Origin of the sequence: Amycolatopsis sp. NPDC051716, assembly GCF_040681595.1 — a bacterium.
Classification (GTDB): domain Bacteria; phylum Actinomycetota; class Actinomycetes; order Mycobacteriales; family Pseudonocardiaceae; genus Amycolatopsis.
In genome coordinates, this window is record NZ_JBFAZA010000008.1 from 33,865 (window position 1) to 56,161 (window position 22,297).

The 22,297-nt window shown below is 71.6% G+C and carries 22 protein-coding genes; 14 read left to right on the forward strand and 8 right to left on the reverse strand.

Annotation, left to right across the window (positions count from 1 at the left end; all coding sequences use genetic code 11):
• Positions 1 to 67 precede the first annotated feature (67 nt).
• A complete protein-coding gene (locus AB0M30_RS12725; protein WP_364583369.1) occupies positions 68 to 481 on the forward strand; it encodes a cysteine/serine endopeptidase inhibitor in 414 nt (137 codons plus the stop codon).
• A 280-nt stretch (positions 482 to 761) separates the two neighbouring features.
• On the opposite strand, the gene AB0M30_RS12730 is transcribed toward AB0M30_RS12725, so the two are convergent.
• A complete protein-coding gene (locus AB0M30_RS12730) occupies positions 762 to 2,219 on the reverse strand; it encodes an FAD-dependent monooxygenase (RefSeq protein WP_364583371.1) in 1,458 nt (485 codons plus the stop codon).
• Between the two features lie 116 nt (positions 2,220 to 2,335).
• On the opposite strand from AB0M30_RS12730, the gene AB0M30_RS12735 reads away from it, so the two are divergent.
• Positions 2,336 to 3,301 carry an Lrp/AsnC family transcriptional regulator gene (locus AB0M30_RS12735; protein ID WP_364583374.1) on the forward strand — a complete coding sequence of 322 codons (966 nt, stop codon included), beginning with the start codon at positions 2,336 to 2,338 and terminating at the stop codon, positions 3,299 to 3,301.
• Positions 3,302 to 3,621: 320 nt separating this feature from the next.
• Here the strand turns inward: AB0M30_RS12735 and AB0M30_RS12740 are convergent, their stop codons facing one another.
• The gene (locus AB0M30_RS12740) at positions 3,622 to 4,746 is read right to left on the reverse strand and encodes a hypothetical protein (protein WP_364583377.1); all 1,125 of its coding nucleotides are present in this window, start codon (positions 4,744 to 4,746) and stop codon (positions 3,622 to 3,624) included.
• A 101-nt stretch (positions 4,747 to 4,847) separates the two neighbouring features.
• On the opposite strand from AB0M30_RS12740, the gene AB0M30_RS12745 reads away from it, so the two are divergent.
• On the forward strand, positions 4,848 to 5,135 hold the full coding sequence (locus AB0M30_RS12745) for a hypothetical protein (protein ID WP_360167647.1): 288 nt from the start codon (positions 4,848 to 4,850) through the stop codon (positions 5,133 to 5,135).
• Between the two features lie 35 nt (positions 5,136 to 5,170).
• On the forward strand, positions 5,171 to 6,784 hold the full coding sequence (locus AB0M30_RS12750; protein WP_364583380.1) for an alpha-amylase family protein: 1,614 nt from the start codon (positions 5,171 to 5,173) through the stop codon (positions 6,782 to 6,784).
• On the opposite strand, the gene AB0M30_RS12755 is transcribed toward AB0M30_RS12750, so the two are convergent.
• The 6 genes from AB0M30_RS12755 to AB0M30_RS12780 form a co-directional block, all read right to left on the reverse strand.
• Positions 6,774 to 6,959, reverse strand: a complete 186-nt coding sequence (locus AB0M30_RS12755) for a DUF3459 domain-containing protein (RefSeq protein WP_364583383.1) — start codon at positions 6,957 to 6,959, stop codon at positions 6,774 to 6,776. The two genes, AB0M30_RS12750 and AB0M30_RS12755, sit on opposite strands and share 11 nt — an antisense overlap.
• 34 nt (positions 6,960 to 6,993) lie before the next feature.
• Complete coding sequence (locus tag AB0M30_RS12760) at positions 6,994 to 8,619, reverse strand: glycoside hydrolase family 13 protein (RefSeq protein ID WP_364583386.1); 1,626 nt, start codon at positions 8,617 to 8,619, stop codon at positions 6,994 to 6,996.
• A 29-nt stretch (positions 8,620 to 8,648) separates the two neighbouring features.
• Positions 8,649 to 9,368 carry a DUF2267 domain-containing protein gene (locus AB0M30_RS12765; protein ID WP_364583389.1) on the reverse strand — a complete coding sequence of 240 codons (720 nt, stop codon included), beginning with the start codon at positions 9,366 to 9,368 and terminating at the stop codon, positions 8,649 to 8,651.
• Between the two features lie 80 nt (positions 9,369 to 9,448).
• Positions 9,449 to 10,048: an MEDS domain-containing protein gene (locus tag AB0M30_RS12770; protein ID WP_364583391.1), complete on the reverse strand. Its 600-nt coding sequence runs from the start codon at positions 10,046 to 10,048 to the stop codon at positions 9,449 to 9,451.
• The gene (locus tag AB0M30_RS12775) at positions 10,045 to 10,668 is read right to left on the reverse strand and encodes an MEDS domain-containing protein (protein WP_364583394.1); all 624 of its coding nucleotides are present in this window, start codon (positions 10,666 to 10,668) and stop codon (positions 10,045 to 10,047) included. Before AB0M30_RS12775 ends, AB0M30_RS12770 begins: the two co-directional genes overlap by 4 nt.
• Before the next feature lie 12 nt (positions 10,669 to 10,680).
• Positions 10,681 to 12,372 carry a helix-turn-helix domain-containing protein gene (locus AB0M30_RS12780; RefSeq protein ID WP_364583396.1) on the reverse strand — a complete coding sequence of 564 codons (1,692 nt, stop codon included), beginning with the start codon at positions 12,370 to 12,372 and terminating at the stop codon, positions 10,681 to 10,683.
• Between the two features lie 272 nt (positions 12,373 to 12,644).
• Here AB0M30_RS12780 and AB0M30_RS12785 point away from each other — a divergent pair, with 272 nt between their 5' ends.
• Genes AB0M30_RS12785 through AB0M30_RS12830 form a run of 10 tightly spaced genes read left to right on the forward strand, consistent with a single transcriptional unit; the run spans position 12,645 to position 22,285 of the window.
• Positions 12,645 to 13,121 (forward strand): Hsp20/alpha crystallin family protein, encoded by a 477-nt coding sequence (locus AB0M30_RS12785; RefSeq protein ID WP_364583399.1) that lies wholly within the window; start codon positions 12,645 to 12,647, stop codon positions 13,119 to 13,121.
• Between the two features lie 10 nt (positions 13,122 to 13,131).
• Positions 13,132 to 13,641: a general stress protein gene (locus AB0M30_RS12790; protein WP_103347619.1), complete on the forward strand. Its 510-nt coding sequence runs from the start codon at positions 13,132 to 13,134 to the stop codon at positions 13,639 to 13,641.
• The gene (gene dnaK / locus AB0M30_RS12795) at positions 13,641 to 15,509 is read left to right on the forward strand and encodes a molecular chaperone DnaK (protein WP_364583402.1); all 1,869 of its coding nucleotides are present in this window, start codon (positions 13,641 to 13,643) and stop codon (positions 15,507 to 15,509) included. The genes AB0M30_RS12790 and dnaK overlap by 1 nt, the downstream gene beginning before the upstream one ends.
• Positions 15,510 to 15,516: 7 nt before the next feature.
• Complete coding sequence (locus AB0M30_RS12800) at positions 15,517 to 16,074, forward strand: nucleotide exchange factor GrpE (RefSeq protein ID WP_364583405.1); 558 nt, start codon at positions 15,517 to 15,519, stop codon at positions 16,072 to 16,074.
• Positions 16,075 to 16,080: 6 nt separating this feature from the next.
• Complete coding sequence (locus AB0M30_RS12805) at positions 16,081 to 17,001, forward strand: J domain-containing protein (protein ID WP_364583408.1); 921 nt, start codon at positions 16,081 to 16,083, stop codon at positions 16,999 to 17,001.
• Positions 17,001 to 17,297, forward strand: a complete 297-nt coding sequence (locus AB0M30_RS12810; RefSeq protein WP_103347615.1) for a chaperone modulator CbpM — start codon at positions 17,001 to 17,003, stop codon at positions 17,295 to 17,297. The genes AB0M30_RS12805 and AB0M30_RS12810 overlap by 1 nt, the downstream gene beginning before the upstream one ends.
• Positions 17,288 to 19,918, forward strand: a complete 2,631-nt coding sequence (clpB, locus tag AB0M30_RS12815; RefSeq protein ID WP_364583411.1) for an ATP-dependent chaperone ClpB — start codon at positions 17,288 to 17,290, stop codon at positions 19,916 to 19,918. The genes AB0M30_RS12810 and clpB overlap by 10 nt, the downstream gene beginning before the upstream one ends.
• Positions 19,915 to 20,361: a thioredoxin gene (gene trxA, locus AB0M30_RS12820; protein ID WP_364583413.1), complete on the forward strand. Its 447-nt coding sequence runs from the start codon at positions 19,915 to 19,917 to the stop codon at positions 20,359 to 20,361. The genes clpB and trxA overlap by 4 nt, the downstream gene beginning before the upstream one ends.
• Positions 20,358 to 20,621 (forward strand): UBP-type zinc finger domain-containing protein, encoded by a 264-nt coding sequence (locus AB0M30_RS12825; RefSeq protein WP_364583415.1) that lies wholly within the window; start codon positions 20,358 to 20,360, stop codon positions 20,619 to 20,621. Before trxA ends, AB0M30_RS12825 begins: the two co-directional genes overlap by 4 nt.
• Positions 20,618 to 22,285 carry an FAD-dependent oxidoreductase gene (locus AB0M30_RS12830; RefSeq protein ID WP_364583417.1) on the forward strand — a complete coding sequence of 556 codons (1,668 nt, stop codon included), beginning with the start codon at positions 20,618 to 20,620 and terminating at the stop codon, positions 22,283 to 22,285. The genes AB0M30_RS12825 and AB0M30_RS12830 overlap by 4 nt, the downstream gene beginning before the upstream one ends.
• The last annotated feature ends 12 nt before the right edge of the window (positions 22,286 to 22,297 follow it).

Genomic DNA, 22,297 nt, shown 5'->3' on the forward strand with positions numbered 1-22,297 from the left:
GTATTGCGCGGAGCAGTACTGTTCGGCGCGGCACAGGCACTTCCGGAACACAACGGAAAGGGACCTCATGCGCAAGACCATCAAGTCGCTCGCCGTACTGGCCGCCGCTGCCGCGCTTCCCCTGACGACGAGCGGGACGGCATGGGCCGACATTCCCTTCGACCAGCCGATCAATGGGCGGGCGACCTACTACAACGACGCCGGCTTCGGCGCCTGCGGCACGCAGATCAACGCCGCCACGCAGATGCTCGTCGCGGCGCCGGCCGCGTACTGGACCACCGCCAACCCGAACAACGACCCCCTGTGCCGGGGCGCGTCCATCCGCGTGTCGTACAACGGCCGGACCATCACGGTGCCCGTGGTCGACAAGTGCCCGAGCTGCGACAGCGCGCACATCGACCTCAGCGCGCCGGCGTTCGCCCAGCTGGCCGACCCCGGCCTGGGGAACATCCCGGTGACGTGGACGTTCGTGCGCTCGTAACTTGCCGCCGCCGGCCTCCGGTGCCACTGCCGGAGGCCGGCCTTCGGGCCACCCACCTCGGCGAGCACCGGAGAAAGTGCATCAGCACCGCCGCCGTGCCCACGGTCGCCAATTTGCTCTAGAACGAGCGCATTTGCCGCTCCTCCCCTTCGCCGATCGAACACGTGCAGGAAGTGAAGCAGCCGAACGGCCGCTTCGTCTTGGGAAGTCACCCTCGGCGATGCGACACTCTCCGCGCGCTTCTCGGGAAGCTCTGAATCACCAACGAAAGCTCGGGTCCTCAGTGCGGCTCGCCGAACCAGTGGCGGAGCGCCGATTCGAGGCCGGCCGTGCCGTTGTCCGGGCCGGCGGCGGGGGTCCAGCACACGTAGCCGTCCGAGCGGATGAGCATCGGCTCGGCCGTGACGCCCTGCCCCGCCCGGTCGACCCGGTCCTGCCAAGGGGCGGCGATCTCGGCGAACCCGTCGGCCGGGTCGATGAGGACGCCGCGCGCGGGCCGCAGCAATTCGTGCGACCGGACCGGGCCGAGGTCCTGGTCCGGCGCCGGAAAGCCGACCAGCGGCCGGCCCTCGGTGCCGGGCATCGGGTAGCGGATTCCCATTCCGGACAACGTGTCGTCGAGGTGGTGCTGCACTTCTCGCAGCTGTGTCAGGCCGGCGAACAAGTGCTTGGCGGCAGCCACATCCGGGTCTCGGGTGCCCTCCTGGTCCATCAGCAGGCTCTGCGCCTGGACGTTGCGCAGGACGCCGGCCGCCACCGGATGGCGTTCGGCGTGGTAGGTGTCGAGCAGGTGGGCCGGGGCCCAGCCGTGCACCGCGGCTCCGAGTTTCCACCCGAGGTTGAGCGCGTCCTGGATCCCGGTGTTCATCCCCTGCGCGCCGATCGGGAGGTGGACGTGGGCGGCGTCGCCGGCCAGGAACACCCGCCCGTGCCGGTACCGCGCGGCCTGCCGGGCCGCGTTGGTGATACGGCGGGCATAGCGCAATTCGAGCAGTGGCACCCGGTCACCGAAGACGGCACGCAAGCCTTCGCGGATCTCGTCTTCGGTGACCGGAGCCTCTCGCGGCCGTGATCGGCCCGGCCCGCCCATCGAAAGCCGGCGCAGCGGCCGGCCCTGCGGATCGGTGCCGAGCGGGAACACCGACACCCAGTGCCCGGTCTCGCTCCGGGTGTGCGTCATGGCCTGGTCCTCGCCACCCAGCCGCACGTCGGCGGCGACCAAGGTCACCGTGCCCGGCCTCCCGGGGAACTCGGCTCCCAGCAACCTCCGCACCGTGCTGTGGCCGCCGTCGGCCGCGACCACGTAACGCGAGCGGAGAACGCCGCCGCCGGCGAAGGTCGCGGTGACGCCGTCCGCGTCCTGGGCGAGGCCGGTCAGTTCGTGGTTGCGTCGCACGTGGATGTCTTGTGCCGCAAGGTGTCGCTCGAGGAAACCCTCGATCACCACCTGCGGGATGGACCGCCACGGATGGCGGTGCCGGTCCCTGGTGAGCGGGAGCGTGATGCCGGCGAAGTGCGCGGTGCCGGCCGGGTGGTCTCCGGTGGCCAGCAACGCATCCAGCAGACCGCGCTGGTCGAAGGCTTCCTGCGTGCGGGACTGCACGCCGCCCGCCTTCGACAGCGCGCTGCGCTCGGGCAGCTTGTCGACCAGCACGGCCGGCACCTCCGCCACCCGCAGTTCATCGGCCAGGACCAGGCCGGTCGGACCGGCGCCGACGACGAGTACTTCGGTGTCCATGGGTTTTCCCCCGGGTTGTGTCGATCAGGACCTGGGCCACGCTCCGCCCGCCGACGCCGAGGCGCCAGAAACACGCTCGTTCGCGTCGATATCAGGCAACGATTAGGCTCATTCCGGTGGAATCCGACTACGACGAGCTGGATCGCCGGCTCGTGCACGCCTTGCAAGTCAACGGACGCGCCCCGTTCAGCACGATCGGCGAAGTTCTCGGCGTGTCGGATCGCACCATCGCCCGCCGGTACGCCCGGCTGCGGTCGGCCGGCGCGGTTCGCGTCGTCGGCGGGGTCGATCCGACGGCGCTCGGCGCGGTGCTGTGGTTCCTGCGGCTGCGCTGCGCGCCCGCCGCGTCGGTCCCGGTCGCCGAAGCGCTGGCGCGGCGCCCCGACACGTCCTGGGTGAGCATCACCTCCGGCGGCACGGAGATCACCTGCACGGTCCGCACCGAAAGCGCGGCCGACAGCGAGGCGTTGCTGCTGGCCAAGCTCCCCCGCACCCCGCGGGTGGAGGGCGTGACCGCGCACTCCGTGCTGCACGCGTTCTACGGCGGCCCGGACAGCCTGGTCGCCAAGCTCGGCTCGCTGGACGAGGCGGCGATCGAGCGGCTGCGCGCGAGCCCGGTGCCGCACCGCCCCGGCCCGGTCCGGCTCGACGACGGGGACCGCAAGCTCCTCGCCGCGCTGGCCACCGACGGCCGCGCCGAGTTCGAGCACCTGGCCGCGGTGACCGGCTGGTCGCCGACGACGGTCCGGCGCCGGATGACCGAACTCCGTGAACGCGGCCTGCTGTACCTGGACATCGACGTCGACGGACGCATGTTCGGCGTCGGCCCCCGGACCCTGCTCTGGCTTTCGGTCAGCCCCACCCATCTCGAGGAAGCCGGCGCGGCACTGGCCGGGCACCCGGAGATCGCGTTCGCCGCCGCCACGACCGGGCCGACGAACCTGTTCGCGAGCGTGGTGTGCGCGGGTCAGCAGGAGCTGTACCGGTACCTGACCACCCGGGTGGCCGCGCTGCCCGCCATAACCCACATCGAGACCGCGCCGGTGATCAAGACCGTCAAGCGGGCCGCGAACCGGACCTAGCAGCGGGAAGGCGCCGGGCTACCCCCATCCTCACGAGAGTGACGGTGACGGCTCAGTCGTCACCGTTATCGGCGTCCTCGGCACGATCGCCGAAGCCCTCGAAGCCCTCGAAGCCCGGCGACCGCTCGGTCATCACCGCCGTTTCCGGCTTCCTACGCACGCTCGCGATTCCGCCGCTGCCGCTCCCGCTCACGACGGCTATAGGTCGCCCAGCGGACACGGTTCTCGTCTTCGACGCTGGACCCCACCACCCCCGCGATGATGCCCACGGACGCGATTTCCGGCACGGTCGCCGAAGCCCCTCAAAGCCCGATGACCGCTTAATCGTCACCGCTTTCGGCTTCCTCGGCGCGCTCGCGGTTGCGCTGCTGCCGCTCCCGCTCACGGCGGCTGTAGGTCGCCCGGCGGACGCGGTCCTCGTCCTCGACGCTCGACCCCACCGCCCCGGCGACGATGCCCACGGAGGTCGACAGCCACACCAGCTTGAGGTACGAAGCCGGCCCGGCCGGATGGCCGAGGACCTCCCCGAAGTAGGAGCCTTCGATCAGGACGATCGACGCCACCAGGGCCAGCACAAAAAGGATGGCGTACATGCAGGCGACGCCGATCGACAGCGTCAGTGCGGTCGAGGCGTTGTACAGCAAGGCTTTCTGCCGTTCGGAGTGCCCGGACGGGGAGTCCCAGAGGTGGTTGTGCACCATCAGCCAGCCCGACATGACCACGATCGCCAGGACCGTGATCCCGGCCAGCCGCAGCGCGGGCAAGGCCTCGGCGAGCTTCCAGAACGAGGTGGTGATGATGCCGTACGCGGCGGTGGCCGCCGCGGCCGCGGTGGCTCCGGCAAGGTTGGGCACCAGCCGCCACGGGCGGTTGTCGCGGATCATCCCCGCGAGCAGGCGCAAGCGGCCGCGCACACCCACCAGGGCCAGGTGCTCGTCGGCGGCGCCGCGGCCGCGGATGTGCCGCGTCGGCGTCACCAGCTCCCGCAGCCGGTCGAGGATCCCCCGCGGCGGATCGGCCTCCTTCTCCGAGCGGTGGGCCACCAGGTGCCGGACCAGGTGGATGACCAGCCGGGACGCCCGGCCGCGCAGCCGCAGGGCACCGAGCGCGGGCAGGGACACCATCGCCACGCCGTGGTCGCCGTTGTAGTCCGACGCGATCGGGACCGTCCCGGCTCGCCGCGGGAGGTCGGTGATCAGCACCAGCAGGTCCCAGCCGTGTTCGGCCCGGCGCTCCTCCGCCAGGGCCAGCATGGGAATGTCACCCTCCTCGTTCAGGGGAAGGGACTGCGTCTCGTGCTCGACGCGCCAGCTCGTCTCCTCGCCGAGGTCGCGGGCCAGGCGGGCGGGCAGGTCGTCCGCGATTCTCCCAGCGAGCTGCCCCGGCAACCCGTCATCGGTCAGCAGGCCCACCACCAGGGCCTCCGGCGCACGCTGGGCGGTCATGCTCGAGCCTTTCCTCGAAGGGAGCCCTTCGGGTTCCCGGCTTGGCCACCGCCAAACCCGGCCGGAAGTTTGCCGCCCGGAGCACCGGGTACGGCCCTTCCATGACCGAAAAGGACGAAACGACGACCGACGACGATCTGCGCGCGGAAGAGTTCGACCGCGCCACGGTGGGGACGGTGCTGGCGGCCGGCGATTGGGCCGGGTGGGACGACCTGCTCGACTGGCTGCGCTCCGAAGGCCCGGGCGTCCGGGAACTGTCCCCCGGTGCGCTGCGCGGCATCCGGCAGGACGCCGAACGGGCCTGCGCCATGGGCTTTCCGTTCCCCCACGACCCGGACCACCTCTACGCCATCCTTCGCGGCCAGCACCTGGCGCGGGCCCATGATTGAGTTTGCCGGGGAGGCGCACGGGTAGCCGCCGCATCGTGGATCGGTGGTACCGCAACGGAGTGATCTACTCCCTCGACATCGAGACCTTTCAGGACTCCGATGACGACGGGGTCGGTGATCTGTGCGGCCTCACCGAGCGGTTGGACTACCTCGGCCGGCTCGGGGTGGACACCATCTGGCTCAACCCGTGTCACCCCTCGCCGCGGCGCGACGGCGGCTACGACATCACCGACTACTACGGCATCGACCCGCGCTTCGGCACGCTCGGCGACTTCGCCGAACTCGTGAGCCAGGCCGACGAGGCCGGCATCCGGATCGTGCTGGACCTGGTGGTCAACCACACCAGCGACGAGCACCCGTGGTTCCGGTCGGCGCTTTCGGGCCGGGAGGCGCCGTACCACGACTGGTACGTGTGGGCCGACCACGAGCCCGCCGACCGGTGGGACGGCGGCGTGTTCCCCGGGTCCGAAGAGGAGACCTGGAGCTACGCCGAGTCCGTCGGCCGCTGGTACCGGCACCGGTTCTACCGCTTCCAGCCCGAGCTCGACGTCGAACACCCGGAGGTGGCGGCCGAGCTGGCCAAGATCGTCACCTTCTGGCTGCGGCTCGGCGTCGCGGGCTTCCGGATCGACGCGGCCCCGTTCCTCATCGAGTCGCGCGGGCGACGGGACTTCGGCCTCCTCCGGCGGCTGCGGGAAACCGCTTCCTGGCAACGCGGGGACGCCATCCTGCTCGCCGAGGCGAACGTGCCCGAGGACGAGCTGCTCGAGTACTTCGGCACCGCGGACGACGAGGCGAGCCGCGCGACGATGCTCTTCGACTTCCGGCTCAACCAGGCCCTGATGCTCGGGCTGGCCCGCGGCGACGCGGAGCCGGTCCGCGAGCGGCTGCGGCACTCGCCGCGGCTACCGGGCCAGGCGCAGTGGGCCACCTTCCTGCGCAACCACGACGAGGTCGACCTCGGCGGCCTGTCCCCCGCCGAACGCGGTGACGTGATCGGCCGGTTCGGGCCGGAGCCCCACATGCAGCTCTACGACCGCGGCATCCGGCGCCGGCTGGCCTGCATGCTGGACGGCGACCGGCGGCGGCTGGAACTGGCCTACAGCCTGTTGCTCACCATGCCGGGCAGCCCCGTGCTGCGGTACGGCGACGAGATCGGCATGGGCGAGGACCTGACGCTGCCCGAGCGCACCGCGATCCGCACGCCGATGCAGTGGTCCGACGGGCCCAACGGCGGGTTCTCCCGCGCGCCTGCCGAGCAGCTGGTCGCCCCGCTCGTCGAAGGCGGGCCGTTCGGGTACGAGCGGGTCAACGTCCTCGGCCAGCGCCGGGACGCGAACAGCCTGCTCACCTGGTTCGAGCGGGTGCTGCACACCCGCAAGGAGTGCCCGGAGATCGCCGTCGGCCGGCACGAGCCCGTCGACGGCGGCCCGCCGGAGGTGCTGGTGCACCGGGCCGAAACGGCGAAGGGCCGCATGGTGTTCGTGCACAACCTGGGCCCCACCGCCTGCCGCCTCCGCATCCCGGCCGAGGCGGACGACGTCGCGATGGCGGTGTTCGAAGACAGCGGCTACGACGACCGGATCGACCCCGCGGACGTGGCCATCGCCGGCCACGGCTACCGCTGGATCCGCCTCGTCACTTCCTGACCAGCCACACGGCAGCATCCGGCGGCACCCGGCCACCCACCAGCGGCACACTGGCCAGCAACACCCGCACACCCTCCGGCAACACGAACGGCTCAGCAGACAGATTCACCACACACTCGAACCCCGGCTCACGCGCGAAAAACAGCACACCCTCCGGCGCCGGCAGCCACCTCAACGACCCGTCCCCAACACCGCGTGCCCGCGCCTCGTCACTTTCTGACCAGCCACGCGGCAGCATCCGGCGGCACCCGGCCACCCACCAGCGGCACACTGGCCAGCAACACCCGCACACCCTCCGGCAACACGAACGGCTCAGCGGACAAGTTCACCACACACTCAAACCCCGGCTCACGCCCGAAGAACAACACACCCTCCGGCGCCGGCAGCCACGCCATCGTCCCGTCCCCCAGCGCCGGGTGCTCGCGCCGCGCGGCCAGAGCGGCGCGGTACAGGCAGAGCATCGACTCCGGGGTGTCGCCCTCGGCCTGCACGGTCAGCTCCCGCCACCGGGCCGGCTGCGGCAGCCACGTTCGCGCGCCGCCGTCGGTGAAGCCGAATGGTGGTGCCGTTCCCGACCACGGCAGCGGTACCCGGCAGCCGTCGCGGCCGCGGCGGGTGTGGCCGGAACGCTCCCACGTCGGGTCGGTCAGCACTTCCTCGGGCAGGTCCTCGACCTCCTCCAGGCCCAGTTCCTCGCCCTGGTACAGGTACGCGCCGCCGGGCAGCGCCAGCATCAGCAGCAACGCCGCCCGCCCCCGCCGCCGGCCCAGCGCGAGGTCGGCCGGCCCGGGCGGGCACGGGTGGTCCTCGACCCGTGTGGCGGCGCGGCCGAACCGCGTCACGTGCCGGACGACGTCGTGGTTGGACAGCACCCACGTCGCGGGTGCGCCCGCCGCGTGCAGGGCCTTCACCGTGCAGTCGATCACCGAGCGCAGCGCGCGAGCGTCCCAGGAGCAGCGCAGGAAGTCGAAGTTGAACGCCGTGTGCAGCTCGTCCGGGCGGACGTAGCACGCCAGCCGCTCCGGCTTCGCGACCCACGCCTCGGCGACGAACACCCGGTCCGGGCCGAACTCGGCCGCGACCTTGCGCCACGACCGGTAGATGTCGTGCACGCCCTCGAGGTCCCAGTGCGGGTGCCGGCCGCGGTCCGGCGGCTGCACCAGGTCTCCGTGGTCGGCGCCCAGATCGGGGAACGACGTGTCCTTCACCAGTCCGTGGGCGACGTCGATGCGGACGCCGTCGACGCCACGGGAAAACCAGAACCGCAGCAGGTCCTCGTACTCGGCCCGCACCTCGGGGTGGTCCCAGTTCAAGTCGGGCTGTTCCGGGGCGAACAGGTGCAGGTACCACTCGCCGTCGGGCACCCGCTTCCACGCGGCGCCGCCGAAGACGCTGCGCCAGTCGGTGGGCGGCCGCTCACCGCCGGCGCCCCGCCCCGGCCGGAAGTGGTAGCGCGCTCGTTCGGGCGAACCGGGCCCGGCGGCCAGCGCCGCCCGGAACCACCGGTGGCGGTCGGAAGTGTGGTTCGGCACGACGTCGATCAGCAGCCGCAGCCCGGCCCGGTGCACCTCGGCGATCAGCTCGAGCGCGTCCGCGTCGGTCCCGAACAGCGGGTCGGCGGCCCGGTGGTCTTCGATGTCGTAGCCCCCGTCGACCATGGGCGAGCGGTACCACGGTGTCGTCCACACCGCGTCGACACCCAGGTCGGCCAGGTAGCCGAGCCGCGAGCGCAGGCCCGCGAGATCCCCGGTGCCATCGCCGTTCGCGTCGGCGAAGCTGCGGGGGTAGACCTCGTAAACGACGGCGTCGCGCCACCAGTTCTCGGAGTCGTCCATGGCCTGCGGGTAGCCGCTCCCGGCCGCGCTCAACCGGGTCGTCCGCCGGACCCGACCGCGGCGACGGCTTCGTCGATCCGCTCGGCCAGCCACAGATCCGGTTCGGTGACGACCCCGTCGCGACCGGTGCGCAGCCGGAACGTCACCCCGCCGTCGGCCCGCTCGACGTGGGCGTGTTCGTTCATCGTCCGCGCTTCCCGCTGGACGCGCTCGACCAGCGGCGTAATCCGGTCGGCGGGCAGCTGCACCGTGCGCTCGATCCCGTGGCGGTCCCCGGACCACCCGGTCAGGTGACGCAGGCCGCGGGCCACCTCTTCGTCCGAGAGCCGCGTCGGCACCCCCGGCCGGTGGCTCGCGGCGTCGCGGGGCGACTCGCCCGCGGGGGCGAGGGTATCGACGACGGCACGCGGGAGGCGGCCGCGAAGCTCCTCGGCCAGTGCGGGATCGGTCCGGGTGAGGGCGGCCAGGACCGCCTGCGTCAGGTAGCGGCCCCGCCCGGGGGTGGTCCGCAGCCGCCGGGCGACCGCGGCTTCGACGTCGGTGCCCGACTTCAGGTTCGCCGGCCCGGCATCGCGCGCCGGTCCGGCCTCGGGACTGGGCAGCCGGTCGGCCAGCCACTCGCGGCCGGCGTCCGGCAGGCACCGGGCGAGGGCGGCCACGACCGCGCCGAGCACGGCCCGCGCTTCGGCCGGGCCGGCCAGCTCGGCGAGGTCTTCGACGCCGGTGAGCCACTTCTCGTGCTGTACCACGGCATTCTCCTTCCCACGGGTGCTCTTCGGGTCGCGTACCCGCCGATTCGCCGTTCACACGAGGAAGAGCCGAGGGAGGGCTACACCAGGGTCGACGGCGGCGAGTAGTACGGGTTCTCCAGCAGCACTCCGCACATCAGCACCTGCGGGTGGGTCTTGAGCAGGTCGATCACGATGTTCTCGCGGTACCGCGAGATGTCGTACATGCACAGGATCGCCTGCGGGTAGCGGCTGGTGAAGTCGTTCAACGCGGCCTCGTACCGGAACAGCTCGGGCAGCCCCGGCAGCTGCGGGTGCCACCAGCGCGCCTCCGCTCCGAGCCGGACGAACGGGTAGCCCGCTTCCATCGCGGCGGACACGGCCTCGTCCCAGAACTCGACGATCCGCTCCACGGTGAAGTCGTCCGGCGACAGCAGCGTGTCCCCCGCGGCCCGGATGTCCAGCTGCGCCGAGTCGACACGCGCCTCGATGTCGTCGACGTCCTCGCCGAGCCGGTCGAGAAAACCGGTGACCTCGGCCTCGTGCACGCCGAACAGGCACTTTTCGCCGGCCCGCAAGCCCTCGCGCAGGAAGGGCAGGAGGACGCGGTCCCGATCTTCCTCGCCCACGTGCACCGCGCAGATGTGCTGCCCCGGCTCGATGACCACGCCGGGGGTGCCGAACTTCCGGGAAGCGGTCATGACGGGGTCCTCCGTTCGAAGCCGGGGTGGTGCCCGTTCCCCGCGGCTGAGTGGTAATAAGGATTTTCGACGAGCGTCCCGGCCAGCCAGACCTTCGGGTGCAGCTTGATCATCGGGATGATCAGGTCGCCGCCGAACAGGTCCAAGTCGTAGAAGCACAGAACGACCTGCGGGAAGTCCTCGCCCCACGCGGTCACCGCGACTTCTTCGGCGAGGAGCGCGTCGATCAGCGCGGCGTTCGGCCGGGGCGCGGCCCAGCTCATGTCGCCGACGATGCGCCCGAACGAACGTGCCCCGGTACCGAGCTTGCGCCGCGACCAGCCGTCCAGCATCGCGAAGAGCGCGTCGGGCGCGAACTCGCCGTCCCGGAGGTGGCCGCAGCCCGGCTCGGTCAGCATGAGGTCGCCGGCCTGGGCCAGCCGTTCGCGGATGTCCTCCCGCTCGCCCTCGGCGGCCAGGTAGAGGACGGCGTCCCCCGCGCACAGGCCCTCGGCGAGGAAGGGGATCAGCAGGCGGTCCCGGTCGGCTCTCCCCCGGTGGAAGACGCAGAGGTGGTCACCCGGCGCGAGCGCGACCCCGCCGAGGGTCACCTCGCGATCGGTCCGATCGTGCTGGTCCATCGTCACCTCCGGTCATGGCGATCCGCGCAGCACCTGCCACACCCGGGTGGCGAGGTGCAGGTTCAGCCTGCTGTCCACGTCGTTGAGGTCGAGCTCCGTGATCTCCCGGATCCGGCCGAGCCGGTAGCGCAGCGTGCTCCGGTGGATCATGAGCGCGGCGGCGGTGTCGCCGTAGCTGCCGCCGCACTCGAGGTACTGCGCGAGCGTCGCGACCAGCTCGGCGTTGCGCTGGGCGTCGTAGTCGAGCAGCTTCCCGAGCCACTCGCGGACGAACTCGACGACGTCGCCGTGGTTCTGCCCGGTGTCGAGGATGCGGTAGATCCCCAGCTGTTCGAACTTGGTGACCCCGTTCGGGGTATGCGAGCTGCGCCGGATCTCGAGCGCCCGCACCGCTTCCGCGTAGGACTTGGGCAACCGCCCCGGGGTGTCGCAGCGGCTGCCGACGCCGATCGCCCCGCCGGCGCCGAGGCTGTCCGACAGCGAGGCGTGCAGCGCCGCACCGTCCAGCCGCCCGGCGACCAGCAGCACCACCGCGCCCGAGTGGCGCGACACGAGCCAGGCGTGCCCGAGCGTCGTCACGGCGCGTCCCGTGGCCTCGGTGACGATGTCCTCGGCGAGGTCGCCGGACCACCGCAGCACGACCACGTGGTGCGGGCGGCGAAGATCGTGCCCGATCGCCTCAGCACGGGCGTACGCGCTCGCGTCGTCGGTTCCGGCGATGAGGTCGTCCACGAGGTCGCGGCGCAGGCGCTGCTCGACCTCGGCCAGGCTGCGCTGGTGCGAGAGTTCCAGCGCCAGCACGGTCGAGCCGTACTCGAGCGCGAACACCTCGTACGCGCCGGCGGTCCGCGCCGGATCGATCAGGGCGAGCACGCCGAGCACCTCGTGCCGTGGCTGCACCAGAGAGATGAGCCGGTCCTTCACGCGGACCGGCTCGGGCAGGGTCGCGGCGTGCCGGAGCAGCTCCTCGCGGCGGTGCACACCGACCTTCGGGTACGGGTCCGGCCGGCCGGGGCCGCCCCAGGTGCGCAGGTTGCCGAATCGATCCTCGATCGCTACGGGCAGCGCGGTCAGCTGGTGCAGCGCGTGGGCAATGCCCGGCTCGCCGGCGCCGGAAGCCGAGATGGTGGACAGCACGTCGTGCACCTGCGTCTGCTGCTTGAGCCGCTCCACCGACGTGGACAGCTGGTCGTTGAGCTCCCGCAGCGCCACCGACTGCCGCCGCTCCCGCTTGAGCAGTGCGGAGCTGGCCAGCGCCGCGGCGGTCTGCTGGCCGAGCGAGTTGAGCAGGAAGAACTCGTCACGTGACGGGGACCGCTCGGCCCGGACCACGAGGTTGCCCGTCAAGCCGCCCACCCCTTGCAGCGCGTAGCACCAGCGCCAGAGACCGTCGGCCAGCTCGATCCGCCCGCTCTGCCCGTCGAGCTTGCCGACTTCCGTCACGAGGTCGGGATGCGCCTCTTCCGCACCCTCCTGCGGAATGACCGTGCCGTCCTCGTCGACGAGGTACGCCGCATCGGTTGCGCAACCACTCAGCGACGGCACCGAGGTCGCGGCGAGCCGGATGATGTCCGCCGCTTCGCGGCCGTCGAACATCATCATCGAAATTGCGGAGAGGCCGTAGAGATTCGACAACTGGGCGCGCCACCAGCTGTCCGTCTTGGCTCCATGGCCCCGTGAGACCGCATCGTTCTCGGGCGTCATTCCGGCCTCCCCGACCCCGACCTGGTGTTTCGCACCTTACGCCGTTGCGATCTGTTCTGGCGGGCCGAGAAGGCTCCCGGAAATTCGGCCTGCCGGGCGCACGCGGGCAGCAGGCGCCTTTGCCACCGTGGAACACCTCGGACAGGCACCTCGTCACCGCAAGCCGGGCGCGACACGAAGGAAAAGGCCTGCCCGCCGGACAAACCAACGCGAAAATCGGTTCGGATCGGACACTCCCGGTAGGACGATCCGTCCCGGATTGGGACAAGATCATGACACTGATGCGCTTCGATCCCTTCCGTGATTGGGAGCGGCTGAGCGAACAGGCACTGAGCGGGCGCACGGCCCCACGCGCCATGCCGATGGAGGCGTTCCGCCGCGGTGACGAATTCGTGGTCGCGCTCGACCTGCCGGGCATCGACCCGGACGACGTCGACGTGTCCGTCGAACGCAATGTCGTCACGGTGCGGGCGACCCGCCAGCCGGCCCGCGACGAGGGCGCCGAGCTGATCATCGACGAGCGGCCGCAGGGCGAGTTCAGCCGGCAGCTGTTCCTCGGGGACAACCTCGACACCACCAAGCTGTCGGCCGACTTCGAGCGCGGCGTCCTGACGCTCCGGATTCCGGTGGCGGAGTCGAGCAAGCCTCGCCGCGTCGAAATCGGGAGCCGCGACGAGCGGCGGCAGCTGACCGACGACCGCGCGAGCACCCCCGCGCAAGCTCGAGCCGAAGAACACGCGAACGCCTAGGAGGCGAACCATGACCGCACAGCCGGGCGCGACCGCGCCTGCCCCCCGCCACGCCGCCGAACGGGTCCCGATCGCTTCGTACGACGACTACCGCGACGCGGAGCGTGCCGTCGACTACCTTTCCGACCAGGGTTTTCCGGTCCAGCGGACCGCCATCATCGGCCGCGACGTGCAGCTGGTCGAGCAGGTCATCGGGCGCCTGAACCACGGCGGCGCCGCCCTGCGCGGGGCCGGCTCCGGCGCGTTGACCGGGCTCCTGATCGGCTGGCTGTTCGCGTTGTTCAACTGGTTCACCCCGGTCCTCGCCACGCTCACGCTCGCGCTCTACGGGCTCGTCTTCGGCGCGATCATCGGAGCGATCTTCGGGCTGGTCGCGCACGCGCTCCAACGCGGTCGCCGGGACTTCGCGTCGGTCCGCGCGATGACGCCCACCCGCTACGAGGTCGTCGCCGACGCCGAAGTCGCCGACGACGCCCGGGCGCTGCTGGCGAAACTGCCCCCGGCGGCGGGGGGTGCGTGATGGCCAAGGCGGTCGGAATCGACCTCGGCACCACCAACTCGGTGATCGCCGTCTGGGAAGCCGGTGAGCCGCGGGTCATCCCCAACACGGAGGGTGCCCGGACCACACCATCGGTCGTCGGGTTCACCGAAAGCGGTGAACGGCTGGTCGGGCAGCTCGCCCGCCGCCAGGCGATCCTCAACCCGAAGGGCACCATCTACTCCGCGAAGCGGTTCATCGGCCGCAAGTTCGACGAAGTGTCCGACGAGGCTAAGGCGGTCGGGTTCGACGTCGTCGAGGGCGAGGGCGGCGTCGTCCGGTTCAACATCCACGGCAAGCTCTACTCGCCGGAGGAGATCAGCGCGCAGGTGCTGCGCAAGCTGGCCGACGACGCGGGCAAGCACCTCGGTGAGCGGGTGACCGAGGCCGTGATCACCGTGCCCGCGTACTTCAACGACGCGCAGCGGCAGGCCACCAAGGACGCCGGGAAGATCGCCGGGCTGACCGTCCTGCGGATCATCAACGAGCCGACCGCGGCCGCGCTGGCCTACGGGCTCGACTCGAAGGGCCACGAGACGGTGCTGGTCTTCGACCTCGGCGGTGGCACGTTCGACGTGAGCCTGCTCGACGTCGGAGACGGCGTGGTCGAGGTGCGGGCCACCGCGGGCGACAGCCACCTCGGCGGCGACGACTTCGACCGCCGGATCGTGGATTTCCTCGCGGACAAGTTCGCCGCGGACAACGGCATCGACCTGCGGCAGGACGCGCAGGCGCTGCAACGGCTGTTCGAAGCGGCGGAGAAAGCCAAGGTCGAACTGTCGTCGGTCGCCCAGACGAGCGTCAACCTGCCGTTCATCACGGCCGACGCGAGCGGGCCGAAGCACCTGACCGCCACCGTCCGGCGGTCGGAGTTCGAGCAGATCACCGCCGACCTCGTCGAGCGCTGCCTCGGCCCGGTGCAGCAGGCGATGTCCGACGCCAAGGTCAGCGCGAACGACATCGACGAGGTCATCCTCGTCGGCGGCTCGACCCGGATCCCCGCCGTGCAGAGCCTGGTCCGCCGGCTCACCGGCGGCAAGGACCCGAACATGAGCGTCAACCCGGACGAGGTCGTCGCGCTCGGCGCCGCCGTGCAGGCCGGGGTGCTCAAGGGCGAGGTCAAGGACGTCCTGCTGCTCGACGTCACCCCGCTGTCCCTGGGCGTGGAGACCCGCGGCGGCGTGATGACGAAGATCATCGAGCGGAACACGACGATCCCGGCGCGGCGCACGGAGGTGTTCTCCACCGCGGAGGACAACCAGCCCGCGGTCGACATCGTGGTGCTGCAGGGCGAACGCGAGCGCGCGGCCGACAACCGGGTGCTCGGGCGGTTCCAGCTCAAGGACATCCGGCCGGCACCTCGCGGCGAGCCGCAGATCGAAGTGACGTTCGACGTCGACGCGAACGGCATCGTCAACGTCACCGCGCGCGACAAGGACACCGGCGCCGAGCAGGGCATCACGATCACCGAGAGCTCGAACCTCGACCACGGCGAGATCGAACGGATGGTCACCGAGGCCGAGCGCAACCGCGCCGACGACGAACGCCTGCGCGAGGAGGTCGAGGCGCGCAACCTGCTGGACACCGTCGCCTACCAGGCCGAGAAAGCGATTACCGAGCAGACGCCGGCGCACGAGAAAGCACGCGCGGAGATGCTGATCACCGACGCACGCGAAGCCGTCCAGTCGAACGCGCCGCTGGACCGGGTGCGCGAGCTGACCTCGGAACTGCAGCAGGTGCTGGCCGGGCTCACCGCGGCCCGGCCGGGCGGAGACGGCGGTCCGCCACCGCCGCAGCAAGAACGGGCCGAGGACGACGACGTGATCGACGCCGACTTCGATCGGGCGTGAGGAAACCATGGCCACCACAGGGAAATCCACGGAGCCGGGCGAACCCTCCGTGGACGCCGCCGGGACGGGCGCCGAGTCCGGCCCCCAGGACGCGCCCGTCTCGGCGGTGGGGCCGGACCGGATCCAGGAGCTCGAAGCGAAAGCAGCCGAATGCGAGGACCGCTGGCGCCGGGCGATGGCCGACGCCGACAACCTCCGCAAGCGGCACGTGGCGGAGCTGCGCGCCGAGCGCGAGGCCGAACGGGCCCGGGTGGCTTCGGCCTTCCTCCCCGTCATCGACAACCTGGAACTGGCGCTCTCGCACGCCGGAGCCGATCCCACCGCCGTCGTGCAGGGTGTGCTGGCGATCCGCGACCAGGCCGTGCAGCTGCTGGCCGGCCTCGGGTACCAGCGGGACGACGAGAGCGAGGTCCCGTTCGACCCGGCCCGGCACGAGGTGGTCGCCGTCGTCGACGAGCCGGGCAGCGAACCGAACACGGTGACCCGGGTGGTCCGGCCGGGGTACGGGACCGGTGGCGGGCAGCTGCGGCCGACCGCGGTCGCCGTCGCCAAACCGCGGGGGTGAGCACGGGTGGCACGGGACTTCTACGCCACGCTCGGGGTCGGCCGGGACGCCGGCACCGAGGAAATCCAGCGGGCGTACCGGAAACTCGCCCGCGAGAACCACCCGGACGTCAACAAGGACCCGAAGGCCGAAGAGCGGTTCAAGGAGGTCAGCGAGGCCTACCAGGTGCTGTCCGACCCGGAGCAGCGGCGCAAGTACGACCGGTTCGGCGACGACTTCCGGCAGGTGCCCGACGACTGGGAGCAGCGCGTCGGCGCCGGTACCGGTGCCGGGCAGCGCGGCGGCCGGGTCCGGTACAGCACCTCCGGCAGCGGGTTCGACGGATTCGAAGGGTTCGAAGGCGTCGACATCGAGGATCTCCTCGGCGGTTTCTTCGCCGGCCGGGGCCGCGGTGGCCCGGTCCCGGGCGCGGACCAGGAAGCCGAACTCGAGCTGACCGTCGAGGAGGCCTACCGCGGCGGGCGGCGGCACCTGAACATCGGCGGCGCTCGCGAGTACGACGTCACGATCCCGCCGGGCGTGCTCGACGGCCAGCGCATCCGGCTGGCCGGCCAGGGCGGCCGGGGCGCGGGGAACGCCGCCGCGGGCGACCTGTACCTCGTCGTCCGCATCCGGCCGGACCGCCGGTACCGGCTCGAGGGGCGCGACATCCACGTGGAGCTCCCGGTGACGCCCTCGGAGGCCGCGCTCGGGGCCACCGTCCCGATCACCACCCCCGGTGGCGAGGTGAAGGCCCGGGTCGTCTCCGGATCGTCCAGCGGACGGCGGCTCCGGCTGCGCGGCGAAGGCATGCCGAACCCGAAGGGCAAGCCCGGTGACCTCTACGCCGAGGTCAAGATCATGGTGCCGAAGCGCCCGGGCAAACGGGAACGCGAGCTGTACGAAGAGCTCGCCGCGGTGTCCGACTTCGATCCCAGGAGGACCTGATGGCCCGGTACGTGCTCGTCCGCCCGGCGCGGCTCGACCTCGAGACCGTGGCCGCGCGCACCGGGCTGCACCCCGAGCTGCTCCGCCGGTTCGCGGCACTCGGCCTGGTGGAGACGACCCCGGACGCGAACGGGCGCCCGTGCTTCCCCTTGTCCACGGTGGCCAGGGTGGCCCGGATCCAGCGGTTGCACGACGCCCTGCCCCTCAACTACGCCGCGATCGGGCTGGTGCTCGACCTGCTCGACCGCATCGACGTCCTCGAAGGACAAGTCAGGAGCCGTCGGCGATGGACATGAGCAAGCTGACCCAGAAATCGCAGGAAGCACTCCAAGAAGCCCAGAGCATCGCCCAGCGCCACGGCCACACCGAGACCGACGGCGAGCACCTGCTGCTCGCGCTGCTCGACCAGCCCGAGGGCCTCGTGCCGCGGCTGCTCGCGCAGACCGGCGCGGACGTCGACGCGCTCCGCGCCGCGGTCGAGGCGGAACTCGGCCGCCGGCCGAAGGTGACCGGCCCCGGCGCCTCGCCCGGGCAGGTGTACCTCACCCGGCGGCTGGCCGGGCTGCTCGACGCCGCCGAGCGGGAAGCCAAGCGGCTCAAGGACGAGTACGTCTCCGTCGAGCACCTGGTCCTGGCGCTGGCCGAGGAGGGGACGAAGTCGGCGGCCGGGCGGATCCTGCAGGACCACGGCGTGACCCGCGAGGCGTTCCTGACCGCGTTGACGAAGGTCCGCGGCAACCAGCGCGTCACGTCGGCGACGCCCGAGGGTGCGTACGAGGCGCTGGAGAAGTACGGCCGCGACCTGGTCGCCGACGGGCGCGCCGGCAAGCTCGACCCGGTGATCGGGCGCGACACCGAGATCCGCCGCGTCGTCCAGATCCTCTCGCGCAAGACGAAGAACAACCCCGTGCTCGTCGGCGATCCCGGCGTCGGCAAGACCGCGATCGTGGAAGGGCTGGCGCAGCGGATCGTGCGCGGCGACGTGCCGGAAGGCCTGCGGGACCGGACGATCTTCTCGCTCGACATGAGCGCGCTGGTGGCGGGGGCCAAGTACCGCGGCGAGTTCGAGGAACGGCTGAAGGCCGTGCTCGGCGAGGTGAAGGCCGCCGAGGGCCGGATCATCCTGTTCGTCGACGAGCTCCACACGATCGTCGGCGCGGGCGCCACCGAAGGCGCGATGGACGCCGGCAACATGCTCAAGCCGATGCTCGCCCGCGGCGAGCTGCACATGATCGGCGCGACCACCCTGGACGAGTACCGCAAGCACATCGAGAAGGACGCCGCGCTGGAACGGCGGTTCCAGCCGGTCGTCGTGCCCGAACCGGCCGTCGAGGACACCATCTCCATCCTGCGCGGGCTGCGCGAACGGCTCGAGGTGTTCCACGGCGTCAAGATCCAGGACAGCTCGCTCGTCGCCGCCGCCGTGCTGTCGCACCGCTACATCAGCGACCGGTTCCTGCCCGACAAGGCGATCGACCTCGTCGACGAGGCGTGTGCGCGGCTGCGCACGGAAATCGACTCGATGCCGGCCGAGCTCGACGAGCTCACCCGGCGGCTGACCCGGCTGGAGATCGAGGAAGCCGCGCTGGCCAAGGAAACCGACAAGGCGAGCAAGGCACGGCTGGCGGAACTCCGCAAGGAGCTGGCGGACCTGCGGGCGGAAACCGACGCCAAGAAGGCGCAGTGGGACGCCGAACGCCAGGCGATCCGGCGCGTGCAGGAGCTGCGGTCCGCATTGGAGCGGGTGCGTCACGAAGCCGAAGAGGCGGAACGGAACTACGACCTCAACCGCGCCGCCGAGCTGCGCTACGGCGAGATCCGCGAGCTCGAGCGCCAGCTCGAGGCGGAAGAGGAACGGCTGAGCCGGAAGCAGGGCGAGAAGCGGCTCCTGCGCGAGGTCGTCACCGAGGACGAAATCGCCGAGATCGTCTCGCAGTGGACCGGCATCCCGGTGTCGCGGCTGCAGGAGGGCGAGCGCGAAAAACTGCTGCGGCTCGACGAAATCCTGCACGAGCGGGTCGTCGGGCAGGACGAGGCCGTCCGGCTGGTCGCCGACGCGATCATCCGCGCGCGCTCGGGCATCCGCGACCCGCGCAAGCCGATCGGGTCGTTCCTCTTCCTCGGCCCGACCGGAGTCGGGAAGACGGAGCTGGCGAAGACGCTCGCGGCGGCACTGTTCGACAGCGAGGACAACATGGTCCGGCTCGACATGAGCGAGTACCAGGAGCGGCACACGGTCTCGCGGCTGCTCGGCGCTCCGCCGGGTTACGTCGGTTACGACGAGGGCGGGCAGCTCACCGAAGCCGTGCGGCGCAAGCCTTATTCGGTCGTTCTGTTCGACGAGATCGAGAAAGCCCACGCCGACGTGTTCAACACGCTGCTGCAGGTGCTCGACGACGGCCGGATCACCGACGCGCAGGGCCGCACCGTCGACTTCCGCAACACGGTGATCATCATGACGTCCAACATCGGCTCGCAGCACCTGCTCGACGGCGTCACGTCGTCCGGCGAGATCAAAGCGGAAGCACGGGCGGCGGTGCTGGCGGAGCTGCGGCACCACTTCCGGCCCGAGTTCCTCAACCGCGTCGACGACATCGTGCTGTTCACCCCGCTGGGACTGCCGGAGATCGAGCGGATCGTGGAGCTGCAGTTCGACCAGCTGCGCCGCCGCCTGGCCGAGCAGGGCAGCACGGTCGAGCTGACCGAGAACGCGCGGCGGTTCATCGCCGAGCGCGGCTTCGACCCCGTGTACGGCGCCCGCCCGTTGCGCCGCTACATCTCCCACGAGGTCGAGACGCGGATCGGGCGCGCGCTGCTGCGCGGCGAGCTGACCGAGGGGCTGGTGATCGTGGTCGACGCGGCCGACGGTGACCTGACCGTCGACTTCCGCGCTGCCGGACAGGAGGCAGCAGCATGAGGACCGTCGTCGTCACCTGCGAACACTGCCGGAAGAGCAACCGGATTCCCGTCGCCGCCGACGGAACGCCGAAGTGCGGGAACTGCCACCAGCCGCTGCCGTGGGTGGTCGACGCGGGCGACGCCGACTTCGCGCCGGTCGCCGAGCAGGCGAGCATCCCGGTGCTCGTCGACCTCTGGGCCACCTGGTGCGGCCCCTGCCGGTCGGTGAGCCCGGCGCTGGACCGGCTCGCCCGCGCGCGGGCCGGGAAGGTGAAGCTCGTCAAGGTCGACGTCGACCGGGCACCGGGACTGGCGCGCCGGTTCGACGTCATGGCCGTGCCGACCCTCCTGGTGCTCCGCGGCGGCGAAGTCGTCCGGCGGCAGGCGGGCGCGGCGCCGGAAAACGTTCTGCGCGACTGGCTCGACCAAGCACTGAACTCCCCGGAGGAGGCAAAGGCATGACCACCGTCACCGACCCGCACCTGGCACTCGTCCGAGAGGTGGTGCCCCGGACTCCCCAAGGCTGCCAAGAGTGTCTCGCCGCCGGCACCGCGTGGGTGCACCTGAGGCTGTGCCTGACCTGCGGGCACGTCGGCTGTTGCGACTCGTCACCGATGAGGCACGCGCGCCGGCACGCCCACGCCATCGGCCACCCCATCGTGCGCTCGTTCGAGCCCGGTGAGAACTGGCGTTGGTGCTACGCGCACGAGGCGTTCGTATGACCCTTTCGGCGCAGGACCTCGTCGAGACGCCGGATCCGCACGGCGCGTTCCCGCGGCTGACCCGCGAGCAGCTCGAGACGCTCTCCGCCGCGGGCGAGCGCCGGCCGGTGCAGCCGGGTGAAGTGCTCTACGAGCAAGGGGAATGCTCGCCGGACTGGTACGTCGTCCTGAGCGGCAAGGTGGCCGTCCAGCACCAGGAAGGGGACGAGACCAGAACCGTGCGCGTCCACGGTCCCGGGCGGTTCCTCGGCGAACTGGGGCTGCTCGAAGGGCAGCCGTCGTTCTTCAGCGCCGTCGCCGCCGAACCCGGCGAGGTGCTCGCCGTCCCGATCGGCGAGCTGCAGCGGCTGGTGGCCGGCGACCCGGTCCTCGGCGACCTGATCCTGCGGGCCTACCTCATCCGCCGCGCCCTCATCATCGGCTCGGGCGACGGGCTGCGGATCGTCGGCTCGTGCTACTCGCCGGACACCCGGCGGCTGCTGGAGTTCGTGGCCCGCAACCGCCTGCCGTACCGGCTGGACGACCTCGACCAGGACCGCGGGGCCGAGGCGCTGCTGCGCCGGCTCGGCGTCACGGTCGACCAGACCCCGGTGGTGGTGCTGCCCGGCGCCGGCGTGCTGCGCAACCCGAGCAACGCCGAACTGGCGCGCGCGGTCGGGCTGCGGCACCAGGAACCCCGGTCCGGCGTGCGCGACATGCTCGTGGTCGGCGCCGGGCCCGGCGGCCTCGCGGCCGTCGTGTACGCCGCTTCGGAAGGGCTCGCGACGTCGGCGTTCGACGCCGTCGCGGCCGGCGGCCAGGCGAGCACGACCTCGCGGATCGAGAACTACCTCGGCTTCCCGTCCGGGATCTCGGGGGCGGAGCTGGCCGAGCGGTCGGTGATCCAGGCGGCCAAGTTCGGCGTCCGGGTCGACGTCCCGGGCGAAGCGCGCACGCTCGCCCCGCGGGGCGGGCTGTACGCGGTCGGGTTCGACGACGGCACCGAAGTCGTCACGCGGACGGTGATCATCGCGACCGGCGCCCGGTACCGGCGGCTGCCCGTCCCGAGGCTCGAGCACCTCGAAGGCACGTGCGTCTACTACGCCGCGACCCCGGAGGAGGCCAGGCAGTGCCTGGCCGACCCGGTGGCGGTGGTCGGCGGCGGCAACTCCGCGGGGCAGGCCGCGGTGTTCCTGGCGGGGACCTCGCCCGTGGTGCACCTGCTGGTGCGCGGCGGCGACCTCGGCGAGAACATGTCGCGCTACCTGGTCGACCAGGTCCGGCGGCACCCGCGCATCCGGGTTCACCTGCACACCGAGGTCCGCGAGATCGCCGAGGACGGCAAGGCGATGTCGGGGGTCGAGGTCGAGGACAACCGCACGCACGAGCGGACCCGGCTCGCCGCCCGCGCGTTGTTCGTCTTCATCGGGGCCGCTCCCCACACGCGCTGGCTCTCCGGCCACATCGCACTCGACGCGGACGGGTTCGTGCTCACCGGCGCCGACGCCGGCGCGTTCCGGGTGGCCGAGATCTCGCGCGCGCCGTTGCCGCTGGAGACGAGCAGCCCCGGTGTGTTCGCCGTCGGCGACGTCCGGCACGGCTCGGTGAAGCGGGTGGCTTCGGCGGTGGGCGAGGGCGCCATGGCCGTCCGGCTGGTGCACGAGCACCTCGCGCAAGAACGCTGACAACCGGAGGAT